Below are 13,738 nucleotides of genomic sequence, written 5' to 3' on the forward strand. Positions count from 1 at the left end.
AATTATACGAAGGGGCTGTGCCCCCACCTTTTATCACCCTACTCATCATACAAATTGGAAAGTGCGTTTGACAAGTCTTTTGATACATGATGCAAAAGACTAACGACTCGCCCGTAATCCATACGGGTTGGACCAATGACAGCGATGGAGCCGAGTGATTTTTGATCAATCGCATAAGTTGCTGTGATTAAACTGCAGTTCTCCATTGCTTCCAAATTGTTTTCTGAACCGATTTTAATGGTGATTCCTTGCTGATTTGGATGAAACAGCTGCATGACATCGTTCTTTTGTTCAATCAGCATCATGAGTGAACGAATGCGGTCAATGTCATGAAACTCTGGCTGGTTCAACATATTAATCTTCCCGCCAAAGAAAAGTTTTGATTCATTTTGTGTTGAAGTGAATGTGTTACCAAGTGCATCTAAAATATGATCATAGTCTTTTAAATGCGTGCGAAGGAGCATCACTACTTCTTTATACATCCTGTCCTTCAGCTGATCCATCGGGACTCCGGCTAAGCGGCTGTTTAAAATATTCATTAGCTTCTCAATATCGGAGACATCAAGATGCTCAGAGAAGGTAATGGTTTTGTTTTCAACATGCCCGCTGTCTGTAATCATAATCGCTACTGCTTTATTAGGCTGGACAGGGACAAGCTGAATTTGCTTCAATCGATTTTCACTTAGCTTTGGACCAAGGACAATCGATGTGTAGTTTGTGAGATCTGATAAAATTTCCGCCGATTTTTGAACTGTTTTTTCCAGCTCAAAAATTTTCTCCTGAAATACTGACTGGATGAGCACAAGCTCTTTAGATGACAGTTTTCGCGGAGAGAGCAAATGATCTACATAATAACGATATCCTTTTTCGGAAGGAATTCTTCCTGATGAAGAATGGGTCTTTTCAATAAAACCGAGTTCCTCCAAATCAGCCATTTCGTTTCTAATCGTCGCAGAGCTGAATGTAATGTCTTCTTTTTTAGAAAGAGTCCTTGATCCAACTGGCTGCGCCGAACGAATAAAGTCATTAATAATGACTTGTAGAATCAAAAGCTGACGATTTGTTAACATCATCATCACCCCTGTTAGCACTCTCTTTCAACGAGTGCTAATTGTATAAACAAAATTACCAAACTCAAATTAAAATGTCAATTATAACTCACCGAGAAACGCTTGAAATACTTCATTCCCTAACAATTTTCCTTTTCTTGTTAAACGAATGCCAATCTCATCCTGTTCAATGAGACCTTTTTCTGCTAATTCTTCAAGAATGGCGGGAAAGAGTGCTTCTGGTGATGCTCCAAATTTCGCTTGAAAGTGAGCACTTTTCACGCCTTCAATTTTCCGCAAACCTAAGAACATTTCTTCTTCGATCTGTTCTGCTTTTGTCACCTGATGCGTTTCCTTATATGGAAACCCTGTTTGTTCAATGAGCTCTAAGTAATGCTTCACTGGTCCAGCGTTCACATTGCGGACGCCATCTACATACCCGTGCGCTCCTGCGCCAAAACCAAAGTAATCTTCGTTGCTCCAATAGGTGAGGTTATGTTGGCTTTCAAAACCTGGTTTGGCGTAATTGCTAATCTCATATTGTTTGAGTCCGTGCCGCTCCATTTCATCCATGACGAGCTCATACATTTCAGCCTCACGTTCTTGCGGTGGTAAATGCAGTTTCCCTTTTTGCATCAAATTGTAAAAGACCGTCTTTGGCTCGACAATCAGCGAATAAACCGAATAATGTTCTGCACCTAATGAAAAAGCGGTCTCTAGTGAATGCATGACATGATGCTTCTCTTGATGTGGCAAACCAAACATAAGATCCAGACTAATGTTGTCAAACCCAACTGCTCTTGCTCGCTCGAAAGATGTGAGAACATCTTTCTTTTGATGAACCCGTCCGATTTTTTTGAGCAGGTCATCTTCAAATGTTTGAACACCAAAGCTCAGCCGATTAACGCCTGCTGATTTTAAGACATTCAATTTCTCAAGCGATAGTTCGTCTGGGTTTGCTTCTACTGCAAACTCGATTAAGTTTTTGGTTGGTTTTAATACGCGGTGAATACTGTCCATAAGCTGATCTAACTGGCTGGTTGTGAGTGATGTCGGGGTTCCTCCGCCAATAAAGATCGTCTTTAGTTCTTGCTCCCCTTTTTGATCGATCGTGTGCTGCATTTCTTTTTCAAGAGCGGCTAAGTATTCATCGACCGGCTGGGTTTTAATGAAAAATTTATTAAAATCACAATAGTGACAAATGTGCTCACAAAATGGAATGTGAATGTATGCTGCTTTCAATTATTGACACCTTCTTTACAGGTAAAGAGCCGCAGTTTATCGCTGCGGCCTCTTCGTTTGTTTTCGACTATAAACGTCAAGGCGAGCATTGTAAAGCAGGTTGCCTTGAGGATGTTATTTTTTCGGTGTGCTGTCGTCCATTTTCAGCACGGCCATAAATGCTTCTTGTGGGACTTCTACAGAACCCACTTGCTTCATGCGCTTTTTCCCTTCTTTTTGCTTCTCAAGAAGCTTTCTTTTCCGGGAAATATCTCCACCATAACACTTCGCTAGTACGTTCTTGCGCATTGCTTTAATGGTAGACCGTGCAACAATCTTTTGACCGATCGCTGCCTGAACTGGTACTTCAAAGTGCTGGCGCGGAATCAGTTCTTTCAGCTTTTCTACAATGATCTTTCCGCGTTCATACGCATAATCGCGGTGAACAATAAAGGAAAGTGCATCGATTTTTTCGCCATTGAGCATGATATCCATTTTCACTAGAGTGGATGGGCGATAGCCGATCAGCTCGTAATCAAAGGATGCATACCCTTTTGTATTGGACTTTAATTGATCAAAGAATTCGTATACGATCTCTGCCAGAGGAATTTCGTACACAATGCTCACGCGGTTTGCATCAAGATATTGCATATCAATGAAATTGCCGCGCTTTCCTTGGCAAAGCTCCATCACAGAACCAACATAATCATTTGGCACCATCATTGTTGCCTTCACGTATGGCTCTTCAATTCGCTCAATCTTTTGCGGATCAGGCAAATTGGATGGGTTATCTACAACGATTTTTTCTCCGTCTGTCATATACACATCGTAAATAACACTTGGCGCTGTCGTAATGAGGTCGATTTTAAATTCACGTTCAATCCGTTCTTGGATGATTTCCATATGAAGCATGCCAAGGAAGCCGCAGCGGAAACCGAAGCCTAGTGCTTGGGATGTCTCTGCCTCATATTGAAGTGAAGAATCATTTAATTCAAGCTTTTCTAACGCTTCACGCAAGTCGTTATATTTCGCTGTGTCAATTGGATAAAGGCCGCAGTACACCATTGGGTTCAGCTTTCTATATCCAGGTAGAGCTTCTTTCGCAGGGTTTACCGCACTTGTGATCGTATCCCCTACACGTGTATCGCCGACATTTTTAATAGCAGCTGTTAAATAGCCAACATCTCCAACAGTGAGTTCGTCTGTTGGCATTGCTTTCGGTGTAAATACGCCGACTTCAAGCACTTCAAATTCTTTGCCTGTCGCCATCATCTTGATTTTTTGACCCGGTTTGACGGTTCCTTCGACAATTCGTATGTAAGCAATGACGCCACGATACGCATCGTAGAGAGAATCAAAAATGAGGGCTTGAAGTGGTGCTTCTGGATCTCCAGCTGGTGCCGGCACCTTTTCGACGATTTGTTCTAAAATATCCTCGATCCCGATGCCCGCCTTAGCAGAGGTGAGAACAGCTTCAGATGCATCCAACCCGATGACATCTTCAATTTCTTGTCTTACACGTTCAGGTTCTGCACTCGGCAGATCAATTTTGTTAATGATCGGCAGGATTTCTAAGTTGTTATCAAGAGCTAAATAAACGTTCGCAAGTGTCTGTGCTTCAATGCCTTGTGCTGCATCCACCACAAGAATTGCACCTTCACAGGCAGCTAGGCTTCGAGATACCTCATAGGTGAAGTCGACATGCCCTGGTGTATCAATCAGGTGCATAATATATTCTTCTCCATCCTTCGCCTGATATTTCAGCTGGACAGAGTTTAATTTGATCGTAATGCCGCGTTCACGCTCTAAGTCCATGGAATCAAGTAATTGTTCTTTCATTTCTCGTTGCGTAATCGCCGCTGTTTTTTCCAAAATACGGTCAGCCAATGTGGATTTCCCATGGTCAATATGGGCGATAATGGAGAAATTTCGAATTCTTGATTGCCGTTCTAATCGTTTTTCTTTATCTGTCACAATCTATCACTCCTACTATAAAACGCGGGTTGCGCTAGGTTAGATTATATCAATAGGGCTGTAAAGATTCAATCGAAATCAAGAAAAGCCGCTCATCGGTTAGCGGCTTTTGCGAAAAGGTGTGATATCTTATGAAATAACATCCAACATGATGCTTACAACAGTTTATTTACCATTCACCCAATCATAAAGTGTACGGGCTGCATGCGTCATACCATCTGATAATGCTTTTCCGGCCTTAGAGAAGGCATTAAAGCTCTCCATTTCTTCTAGCTGCTTTTGCTTTTCTGCTAAGTCTTTTTGTGTGACAGCTGTTCCGAGGATAGAAGCTTCTTTTTCTTGATCATCATTCGTTTGGACAGTGAAGGCCCCTTTTAATTGCGGATCATGATACCCTTTCATTTGCAGCATGCCATTATTGGCTTGCTGCATTCCTAAAAAGACACCGAATAGCAATACGAGCGATAAAATAATGGTTTTTCCGAAAAATGAGCCCATGTCCTCCACCACCTTAAGACCGTTTTTTCTCATCCTTTGCTTTGCCGTCTACCTTTTCTGCGTCCCAGAAAATTTCACTGAACACATCAGCTGCTGCATTGGATGCGTTTTTCAGTTCTTCCATATTATTATCCACACCGCCAAATTCTAATAGGAGGGCTTTATCAGATAAATCTTGATTATAGATTCCATTATCACCAATTTCTCCTTTGGCAAACACACCGACACTAAGTCCTTTATATTTTTTCTCCATCAAATGGTGGAACTCTGTCGCCAGCTTTAAGTTTTTCTCATAGCTTTGATTTTTCTTCCCTACAACAAACGCGATTCTCGCATATTTCTTGCCTTTGATTTCTACTGTCGTATCTTTCTTTCTTCTTGAATCCCGGTGAATATCGATTAAGTAATCTAGATCATCATTTTTAGCGAGAGCTTCTTTTACAACCAATCTGGATTCATTATATGATTGAGGATACTTCAACCCTTTTTTCAGCAGTCTTTTTTCAATTTCTGTTTTATCCACTGTGTTGCCGATTCCTTGCTGATCGAGCGCTTTACCAAACATCTCCCCGACAAGGGTGACGTTCACTTTTGAGTGGCGCGCATTGTTTGGGTTTGTTTCTCCTTTTAAAAATGGTAAATATGATTCCGTATTATGTGTGTGATAAATGTATACAGCTTTTCGTTTTCCTGTCGACTGGTCCGGCTCTTTTGCAGGCGTTTTCGGTTCATCTTCATCAAGCTTGTCCAGCTCAGCTAGATTTGCTTCTTTTTCATCTTTGATGACTTCACTTGGAGGCGGCGATTCCATTGGCATATTCGTATAGTCTGTACCTTCACCTGCTAGGATGATTTTTGTATCAAAGTGTTCAAAGCCTGGCAGCTCTCTTCCTAGAAAACTGCGGGGGTCTTCTAAATTGATACTTGTGGCAAGTTTGAGTGACAGCCCGGAGAAATGAAATCCTTTTTGATCTTCAGGGACTGCTGAGGCAAAATATTGATTTTCCATCCCCATTAGAGTTGCAAAGAATGCCCCTGACAGCTCATCTGCCACACCATATAATGACGCTTGAGGCCTAAGCTCAGGTTTTAAAGACGTCAAAGCCCCTGACATGACAAACACAACCACCAGAGAGACAATAAACAAAAAAATACTCTTCACTACTTTTGTTCCATTAATCGCAACGACCAACTGTCGAGGACGGCGAGGTCTTTTTTTCATGATTTACTCCCTCCAGCACGCTTTCTAGTAATTACACTATGAGCGAGCTAGAGAAAGTAGAACTGATTAATGATTATAGGAACCCATGTTGTCTTGAGAGATTTTTTGATGAAGTGCTGTATTTAACCCATTGGCGAGGACGTTCGCCATGTCATCAATGAATGTATCCACTTCCTTCGGTGTGACCATTAGATTTTGTCCAAGCGGTGCAAGCACCTCATGGATCAACTGTCTTTTTTCTTCTTCAGGAAGCGTTCCGACGATTCCTAAAAAGGATTGACGCGTTTCATCATCTGGCAAATCTTCTTCATTCAGCACTTTTTTCTTGCCAAATGTCAGACCCGCTGGTACTAAAGATCGGGAAGGTCTATCATCTTTCAGTTCTCTACCAAAATGCTTTAACACGTAATCAATCGTGTCACTTGCGATCGTCACTGCATCGACCACTGTCGGTACACCAATGGCAATGACTGGAATCCCCAAGGTCTCTTTGCTTAATTCTTTTCGTTTATTTCCGACACCCGATCCTGGATGTATACCTGTATCAGAAATTTGAATTGTCGTATTCACCCGTTCTACTGCACGTGCAGCCAGTGCATCGATGGCGATCACAAAATCTGGTTTAGATCGTTCAATGACACCTTGTATAATGTCACTTGTTTCTATACCAGTCAGCCCCATGACCCCAGGCGATAATGAAGACACTGGGCGATAGCCTTCCTGCACATTCTCAGGCTGTAATTCAAATAAATGGCGTGTCACCAGCAAATTTTCAACTGTGAGCGGCCCTAAAGCATCCGGCGTGACATTCCAGTTTCCGAGTCCTACGACAAGACAGCTCGCATCCGCCTGAATGCCGTGATCTTTTAAAAATTGAGCAAAATGATGGGCAAAAACTTCAACCACTTTTTCTTGCATCTCAGAGTCTTTCTCCCGAATTCCTTGCGCCTCAAGCGTCAAGTATGTCCCTGCCTTTTTTCCGGTCAACTCTTCTCCTTCTGTCGTAATCTCCACAGTGCGGATGCGGATGCCGTGCTCTTCCTTCTCCTTCTCAACAATTCCTTGAATACCGTCCTTTTTGACCACATTCGGATCGTTCTCTTGTTCTAGTATCTCTTTTGTTTCAACGGCCAAATCGGTCCGGATTTGATAAGCGCTTAAATCAAGTTTCTGTTTCTTCATGAAAAGGCTCCTTCCATCAAGTAATTAACAGTAGTCTTTCCATCTCTTTCAAGAAACATTCGAGCGCTTCATCAATGAAAAATACTTTACATTTATATTGCATTCTAAAGGTGTGTTTGATAGAATACAATTTGTTCTATTGTGAAGATTTAACCTTAAGACAATTGTGTTTAGGTTGTATCTTAGGAGGTGAAACACATGCCAAATATTAAATCAGCGATCAAACGTACAAAAACGAATAACGAACGCCGTGCACACAACGCAACAATCAAGTCTGCGATGCGTACTGCGATTAAACAAGTTGAAGTTTCTGTAGCTAACAACGATGCTGAGCAAGCAAAAGCTGCTCTTTCTTCTGCTGCAAAACGCATTGACAAAGCCGTTAAAACTGGTCTTGTACACAAAAACGCAGCTGCGCGTTACAAATCAAGACTTGCGAAACAAGTAAACGGACTTTCTGCATAATGATTGCAACGCCTCAGTGATGAGGCACCTGTTTAACTGTACGTCCGTCCTGAACGGCTCAGCCATAAGGACAGACTGGCAATTATACATCTAAACAAAAACGACCCTCTTTTGAGAAGGTCGTTTTTTTATGTTCAAGCCCCTAATAACCGAAGCAGGAACAATTCTAATAATAGCTGCTTGTCCTTTTTACCCGTTTTCATTTCATAATCAATCGTGGAGAGCTCTTTGACGATGTACTTTAGCTCTTCTTCTGAAAACAGTCTTGCTTGATCCATCGCGAGTTTGACCCGAAATGGGTGGACTTTCAGGTTTGACGCAATTTGTTTTTGCCCGTATCCCTGTTGAGCAAAGTACTTTGTCTGCAATATCAACCGAAATTGATTTGAAATGAGTGCCAATATTTTAATGGGTTCCTCATTTTGCTTTAGGAGATCATAAAACATTTGCATCGCTTCAGACCGGCGCCTGTTCACGATTTGGTTAATCAGTTCGAAAATATTCTGCTCCAAACTTCGTGCAACGAGCTGATTGACATCCGCCAGCTCAATTTCCTCTCGCTGCCCAATATATGTACTTAGCTTTCGAACCTCTTGAAAAAGTGAGGACAGGCTCCCGCCACATAACATGACAAGCTGTTCTGCCGCTTCAGCCGAGATTGTTTTTCCTTCTGTTTTCACCAGCGTGATGGTGAAATCTGTTGTTTCTTTCGGATTTAACTCTTTCGCCTCAACTACAGCCGCTTTCTTTTTTAACAATTTGGTGATTTTCTTACGTTCGTCCAGTTTTTCATATGGGGCCAATAACACGAGAATCGTGTAGGGTGCTGGCTTTTCTAAATAAGCTTCTAACACAGAAAGCTGATGCTCGATCTTTTCTTTTTTCTTTTCTGCAGTGAGGAAATAAGGGTTCTTGATCACAACGAGACGCCGCTCTCCCATAAACGGAAATGTTTCTGCGTCCGTCACAGCCTGCTCAAGCGGCACCTCTTCCATATCGAAGACAGAGTAATTAAAATCCTTTGTTTCTTCGTCGACGACAGCTTGTCTCAATTTTGCAGCTGTCTCTTGAAGTAAATACGTTTCTTTTCCATATAAGCAATAAACGGGGTGAATATCCCCTTTTTTTAAATTGTTCCATACTTCAAAGACCATTCGCTTAAATCCCTCTCTTTCACTTCCTCCTCTATCCTAAAGTGTGTAGAGACATTAGTAAAGAGGAAGCTGAAAGTGCCGCCTCCTCATTTATAGTAAACGTCTCACGTAAGCTCCCGGGTCAGCTTACAGTCAGACGATATTCACAAAATGATCATGAAAATGGAAAACGGTTACTTTACCTTCTAGCAATTCCAAATGAGTTCAAGTATACTAAAAATAGCCAGGAGGGATGAAAATGAATGAATTTGAAAAGAATGTTCAAAGCAAGCGGAATGATGTGACCGACTCAGCTGTTGGTTTTATCGTCACATTCGGATTTTTCGCCTCAATGTTTATTTTGGCAACAGTGATACACCTCGTTGGATCTTAACTACATGAATGCAAGATGACTGCCGTTTTGGCAGTTTTTTTATTGATTTTGTAAGATATCATATGGAGGATGAGCGTAAAATGTTCCATCCTCTTCAAGAAATTCATAGGTCACACTTCCATCGATATCTGTACGATACACCTTTGTTTGATGATCATTTAATTTTTTCAAAACTTCTTGATGAGGATGGTGATACCGATTTCGTTCACCTACTGAAATCAGTGCATATGACGGGTTTAAATGCTGAAGCCATTCTTCACTTGTTGATCCTTTACTCCCGTGATGCCCAACCTTCAAGACATCCGCTCGTAGCTCAGGGTAAGCTTGAATGATGTCTCGTTCCCCTTCTTGTTCAAGATCCCCAGTCAGCATAAAACGCTTGCCGCCAAGCGTAAAGGTGAGGACCAGTGAATCATTATTTTTACTCGTCACCTGGTCACGTGCGGGATGCAGAACGTCAAATTTTTGTCCTCCAATTCTCAGCTGATCCCCTCTTTCCAACTCATCTACAGGAATCCGTTGATCAACCGCTTCCTTTAAAAGCTTCGCATCCTCTGGATTTCGAGCAAAGCCTTTTGGGATTGCAAGGCGCTTGACTTTATTTCGCTTTATTAACCGCATCGCTTCTCCCATATGATCTTGATCTGCATGGGTAAGGATGAGGACATCAAGTTTTGCTATGCCTTTAGAATGCAGAAATGGAATAAGCGTTTGATCCCCAATTGTAGATACTTTACGTCTTTTTTTCCATGGCTCTTCTTCAAAAGAAAGTCTGCCTCCTGTATCGACTAATATATGCCCGGTTCGATAAGGTAGCTGAATAAACAAACTATCCCCTTGTCCTACATCTAACATCGTGACCTCTCCTTTTTGAAGAAAATTCGGCGTGAAATAGTGTATAGCCAGCACACAAACGAGAATCAAAATCGGCACAAGATAAGATTTGATAGAAGTTTTACATTCCATCACAACGAATAGAAAAACAATGGAGGAAACCTCTAGGAGCACATGCCACCATGTCGATTTCATAAAAATGAGAGTAAGACCATCGTAAGCAGCCATATGTGCTGACAATTGATGACTAAACTGGATCACCCAATCAAGCAGCTGAAACAGTGTTTGTCCAAGCGGAAGATAAATGATAGATAAAAGAAAAGAGAATAAGGACAGAGGCATGACAACCATTGTATAAAAAGGAACAAACATCATATTTAAAGGAACACTCAGCAAGGAAAATTGTTGAAAATAATATAAAAGAATAGGAAGCGAAGCAAGCTGTGCAATCAAGGAAATGAGCAATAACTGCATCACCGAACTTTTTGCTTTTGATAAAATACTAGTGGATAGCAAAATAAATAAGGTCACCACAAATGACAGTTGAAAACCGACATCAAATATATAAAGTGGTTGAATGGCTAATAAAAGCAAGAACGCTGCACTTAACACGACCGCAGAAGGCTGTTTCATTTCTTTTGGCAGGCTTGTGATGACTAAATAAATTCCAGCCATGAGACAGGCTCTTAACACAGACGGTGCAGCACCTGTTAAACAAGCATAAACCGGCAAAAAGGATAATAAAAGAATACGCGCTGTCTCTCTTGTCACGCCAGCGCGGAGTAGACACCAAAATAGACAAGCGAGCAATGTTTGAACATGAAGTCCTGAAATGGCTAATAAATGAATGATGCCAAGCATTTGATAATCTCTTAATGTATCAGGGTCTATTAAATCACGATCGCCAAAAATAAGTGCCTGCACAATCCCAACAGAACTCTTCGGAACGTGATCTTCTAGAAATTTCAACCCCTTCTGCCTAATAGATGAAAGGTAATGTGAAGGGCTGTCATGTTTCGTGCAGCTTTTCATAGACTGCGTTAGGAAAATAGCATCAATGCCTTTTGTTTTTAGAAATTGATCATATTGAAAGCCATTCGGTATGGTTGCATGTTTAGGCAACCGCATCTCACCTGTCATATGACAGCTCATACCTGGCCCAACATCTTTTAGCGCTTCTTTTTCACGCTCCGTTTGAATCGTATAAAATGCCGCTAGTCGACGATTCTCTGATGAAACAGTCGCTGAAAAGCGATTGCCATCTATTTTCGGAATCGTTTCAATCACAACCGAATCAGAAAATGCTTTTTCTTGTACAGGATGATCCGTTTCAAAAGACTGATGCACCATAAAAATGAGCATATAGATCATTCCACACAAACTGACCATTAGAAAGAGCTGGGGTGTTTTTTTCAGCAGACTGAAAAGAAGCCATACAAGAAGAAAAAGGAGAAAATACAAATGAAGATGATATGCGGCCAGAGCAATTCCAACAGCTGCTGAAATCGCCCCGAACGGCAAATACTTAAACATAGGAAGTAAATAATTGATTCGCCTTTTCATGCATTTGACGAATTTCTGTTTCGCTAAGTCCTGATTCACTTAGTTTGCCTATTAAATCCGCAACAAAGGCTAATTTTTCTTGGTTTTTTAAGTCAATAATCATCTCATCTAGTTCAACCTGTTCTGTTTGAACTCCGGCCTGTTCAAATAAATCAACAGCATATGGATGATTTTTATAATCCTTCGCATAATACACTGTTCGAATACCTGCTTGAATAATCGCTTTACAGCACTGCAAGCAAGGAAAATGCGTCACATATATTTCAGCATCAGCCGTTGGTGCACCAAATTTGGCACATTGTAAAATAGCGTTCATCTCCGCATGGATTGTACGAACGCAGTGATGATCTATGACATAGCATCCTACATCTGCACAATGTACGTCGCCGGCAATGGATCCATTATATCCACCTGCGATAATGCGCTTGTCTCTTACGATCGTTGCCCCAACAGCTAGCCGCTCACAGGTGCTTCGCAAAGCAAGCAAATGGCTTTGAGCCATAAAATATTGATTCCATGAAATTCTCTCCACGAGCTGATCCCTCCAAAATGATGTATGGTATTAAGTGTACATGCCTTTCTTCTATACCGTCAATTCTACTTAACCGTCAGTTGATTTTTCAGCCGTTCAATGGTCTTCTCTCCAAAACCCGAAATATTCCGCAAATCTTCAATTTGCTGAAATTCTCCATGTTCTTCTCTATACGCAATGATGGCTTCCGCTTTGGCTGGGCCTATTCCGTTAATGGTCTGCAATTCCGCTGCATCAGCTTGATTGACATTCACCCCTTGACTCTGTTCATTTCCGGGCGGCGTATCAGCCGTTGCTGTTTGTCCCTGCTTGTCACCTTCCCCCTTCTTTCGTACATAAATCATCATACTGTCCTCTAATTTTGCTGCTTGATTGATGTCAACTGTATCTGCCTTGCTCGTAAAACCACCTGCTCTTTTAATCGCTTCTTCAACTCTGTCCTCAGCCATAAATGCATAAACGCCCGGCTTCCGTACAGCTCCTTTGACCTCTACTACGATGGATGTTGACTCTTTTTCTGCACTCTCTTGTTTTTCTTCTAATGTGACCCGCGTTTCATGTTGTTCTTTCAATACACTTGGCTCGGCGCTGCCTTTCTCTTTTCCTACTAAAAAGAAGAAACAGATGATGATGAGGATGATGATTCCCGCTATCAAATAAAGTCTGTATTTTTTCAACGAAATGAGCTGCTTCACTTGTTCACGCTTCTTTCAATCATATTTTCACGCTACTTCACATACTGTTTAGAAGATAACAGATCCTATGCGTCTAAGGAGGGAGAACGTTTGAATATAGGGTTAATCGGTACAGGAAACATGGGTACCATACTTACTGAGGCATTTATTGAATCAAAAGCAGTCAATCCCTCATCCATCACCATTACAAATCGGACCATCGAAAAAGCGTTCAATATAAAAAAGAATCACCCAGAGGTCGAAGTGACGAAACAGCTTTCAGGAGCTGTAACAGATAAAGATTTCATCTTTGTTTGTGTCAAACCACTTGATATTTATCCGCTTTTAAAAGAACTGAGCCCACTTTTAAAAGAACAGCAAACCATTGTCATCATTACAAGTCCGGTTCATCCTGAACAGCTTCAAGACATTGTTCCTTGTCAAACAGCCAGACTGATCCCAAGCATCACCAACCGCGCGTTATCAGGCGCATCACTTTTAACATTTGGTTCATCATGCAATGTCACGACAAAAGCAGCGCTCAGACAACTCGCTTCCCGCATTTCAACACCAATCGAAATTCATCATTCAATCACACGGGCAGCCTCAGATATTGTCAGCTGCGGTCCTGCCTTTATTAGCTTTCTTGTTCAGAAAATGATTGAAGCCGCCGTTGAAGAAACGGATATTTCAAAAGAAGAAGCCACCACCTTATCAGAAGATATGCTTGTAGGACTTGGCCGTTTGATTGAAAAAAGGGTGTATACCCTGCCTACACTGCAACAGAAGGTGTGTGTAAAAGGCGGCGTCACCGGTGAGGGTATTAAAGCACTTGAAGCAGGTGTTCAAGATATGTTCCACCAGCTTTTTCAGAACACTCACGACAAGTTCGATGAGGATGTAGAAGCGGTTGCGCATCAATACCCGCCGAGTGTGTTTACTGATGATCTCAGAAATTAAACATGTTCGCAACAAGCGAAAAAAGGGTTTTAAAAAA

13 protein-coding genes are annotated in these 13,738 nt (G+C 41.5%); 3 read left to right on the forward strand and 10 right to left on the reverse strand.

Annotation, left to right across the window (positions count from 1 at the left end):
* Positions 1 to 38: 38 nt before the first annotated feature.
* From hrcA to gpr, 6 genes are all read right to left on the reverse strand, one after another.
* Positions 39 to 1,070, reverse strand: a complete 1,032-nt coding sequence (hrcA, locus tag MHI58_RS12460; RefSeq protein WP_008342473.1) for a heat-inducible transcriptional repressor HrcA — start codon at positions 1,068 to 1,070, stop codon at positions 39 to 41.
* An 81-nt stretch (positions 1,071 to 1,151) separates the two neighbouring features.
* Positions 1,152 to 2,291, reverse strand: coding sequence for a radical SAM family heme chaperone HemW (hemW, locus tag MHI58_RS12465; protein WP_035390855.1), 1,140 nt, complete (start codon positions 2,289 to 2,291; stop codon positions 1,152 to 1,154).
* 114 nt (positions 2,292 to 2,405) lie between these two features.
* Positions 2,406 to 4,244: a translation elongation factor 4 gene (lepA, locus tag MHI58_RS12470; RefSeq protein ID WP_008342476.1), complete on the reverse strand. Its 1,839-nt coding sequence runs from the start codon at positions 4,242 to 4,244 to the stop codon at positions 2,406 to 2,408.
* Between the two features lie 165 nt (positions 4,245 to 4,409).
* Positions 4,410 to 4,742, reverse strand: a complete 333-nt coding sequence (locus tag MHI58_RS12475; protein ID WP_045034388.1) for a YqxA family protein — start codon at positions 4,740 to 4,742, stop codon at positions 4,410 to 4,412.
* Positions 4,743 to 4,755: 13 nt separating this feature from the next.
* Positions 4,756 to 5,964 carry a stage II sporulation protein P gene (locus MHI58_RS12480; RefSeq protein ID WP_007501337.1) on the reverse strand — a complete coding sequence of 403 codons (1,209 nt, stop codon included), beginning with the start codon at positions 5,962 to 5,964 and terminating at the stop codon, positions 4,756 to 4,758.
* A gap of 66 nt (positions 5,965 to 6,030) precedes the next feature.
* A complete protein-coding gene (gene gpr / locus MHI58_RS12485; RefSeq protein ID WP_008342483.1) occupies positions 6,031 to 7,146 on the reverse strand; it encodes a GPR endopeptidase in 1,116 nt (371 codons plus the stop codon).
* Positions 7,147 to 7,344: 198 nt separating this feature from the next.
* Here gpr and rpsT point away from each other — a divergent pair, with 198 nt between their 5' ends.
* Entirely contained in the window at positions 7,345 to 7,611 is a 267-nt protein-coding gene (gene rpsT / locus MHI58_RS12490) for a 30S ribosomal protein S20 (protein ID WP_008342485.1), read from the forward strand.
* Between the two features lie 134 nt (positions 7,612 to 7,745).
* Here rpsT and holA read toward each other — a convergent pair whose 3' ends face one another.
* Positions 7,746 to 8,765: a DNA polymerase III subunit delta gene (gene holA, locus MHI58_RS12495; RefSeq protein ID WP_017358025.1), complete on the reverse strand. Its 1,020-nt coding sequence runs from the start codon at positions 8,763 to 8,765 to the stop codon at positions 7,746 to 7,748.
* A 238-nt stretch (positions 8,766 to 9,003) separates the two neighbouring features.
* On the opposite strand from holA, the gene MHI58_RS12500 reads away from it, so the two are divergent.
* Positions 9,004 to 9,138, forward strand: a complete 135-nt coding sequence (locus MHI58_RS12500; protein ID WP_008342491.1) for a YqzM family protein — start codon at positions 9,004 to 9,006, stop codon at positions 9,136 to 9,138.
* Between the two features lie 39 nt (positions 9,139 to 9,177).
* Here the strand turns inward: MHI58_RS12500 and MHI58_RS12505 are convergent, their stop codons facing one another.
* From MHI58_RS12505 to MHI58_RS12515, 3 genes are all read right to left on the reverse strand, one after another.
* A complete protein-coding gene (locus tag MHI58_RS12505) occupies positions 9,178 to 11,505 on the reverse strand; it encodes a DNA internalization-related competence protein ComEC/Rec2 (RefSeq protein WP_045034389.1) in 2,328 nt (775 codons plus the stop codon).
* Positions 11,498 to 12,067, reverse strand: coding sequence for a ComE operon protein 2 (locus tag MHI58_RS12510; protein WP_008356210.1), 570 nt, complete (start codon positions 12,065 to 12,067; stop codon positions 11,498 to 11,500). The genes MHI58_RS12505 and MHI58_RS12510 overlap by 8 nt, the downstream gene beginning before the upstream one ends.
* A gap of 65 nt (positions 12,068 to 12,132) precedes the next feature.
* Positions 12,133 to 12,762 (reverse strand): ComEA family DNA-binding protein, encoded by a 630-nt coding sequence (locus MHI58_RS12515; protein ID WP_045034390.1) that lies wholly within the window; start codon positions 12,760 to 12,762, stop codon positions 12,133 to 12,135.
* Positions 12,763 to 12,852: 90 nt separating this feature from the next.
* Here MHI58_RS12515 and comER point away from each other — a divergent pair, with 90 nt between their 5' ends.
* On the forward strand, positions 12,853 to 13,701 hold the full coding sequence (comER, locus tag MHI58_RS12520) for a late competence protein ComER (RefSeq protein WP_045034391.1): 849 nt from the start codon (positions 12,853 to 12,855) through the stop codon (positions 13,699 to 13,701).
* Positions 13,702 to 13,738: the final 37 nt, after the last annotated feature.

The organism is Bacillus sp. FSL K6-2869 (assembly GCF_040869405.1).
Lineage (GTDB): Bacteria > Bacillota > Bacilli > Bacillales > Bacillaceae > Bacillus > Bacillus altitudinis.